The organism is Brevibacterium metallidurans, assembly GCF_037101285.1.
GTDB classification, from domain to species: domain Bacteria; phylum Actinomycetota; class Actinomycetes; order Actinomycetales; family Brevibacteriaceae; genus Brevibacterium; species Brevibacterium metallidurans.
This window is the reverse complement of the sequence record NZ_BAAAAF010000069.1, coordinates 1-580: the sequence shown is the minus strand read 5'-3', so window position 1 is coordinate 580 and position 580 is coordinate 1. Positions and strand designations below refer to the sequence as shown.

The following is a 580-nucleotide window of genomic DNA, read 5'->3' as shown; positions in this document are numbered from 1 at the left end:
ATCAGTGTGGCCATTGACGATTTCGGTCATCAACTGGCGCATCAGAGCCGAATCGTCGACACATAACACTCTGATTTTACTCATCACTTCTCCTTGGTCAGCCCATACACGGTCTGTCCACGCAGGTAGAAATCCCGGCTGATCTGGCTGAAATTCTCGGAGTGACCGGCAAAGAGCAGCCCCCCCGGTTTAAGCAAGGGGACAAAGCGGCGCAGGATGCGCTCCTGCGTCGGCTTATCGAAATAGATCATCACGTTGCGACAAAATATCGCGTCGAACGGCCCCGGTAGCGCCCACTCCGGCGCCAGCAGATTCAACGGTTGGAAATTGACCCGCGTCGCCAGCTCCTGACGCACGCGTACCAGCCCCTGATGCGGCCCGGTGCCGCGCAGGAAATAACGCTGCATCTGGGCCGGCGTCAGAGTGCGCAGGTCTTCATGGCGATAAATACCTGCTTCGGCTTTTTCCAGTACCTGGGTGTCGATATCGCTGGCCCATATCTGGCTGCTGCTGAGGCGTTCTCCCAGCGCATCGCCGAACGTGATGGCGATCGAATACGGCTCTTCGCCGGTAGAGGCGG

Annotated in this window: 1 protein-coding gene; it reads right to left on the bottom strand. The window is 58.3% G+C overall.

Going from position 1 to position 580, the window contains the following annotated elements; genetic code table 11:
* Positions 1 to 83 precede the first annotated feature (83 nt).
* A partial coding sequence (locus tag AACX88_RS17565) for a CheR family methyltransferase (protein ID WP_339394141.1) occupies positions 84 to 580 on the bottom strand: 497 nt, incomplete at its 5' end.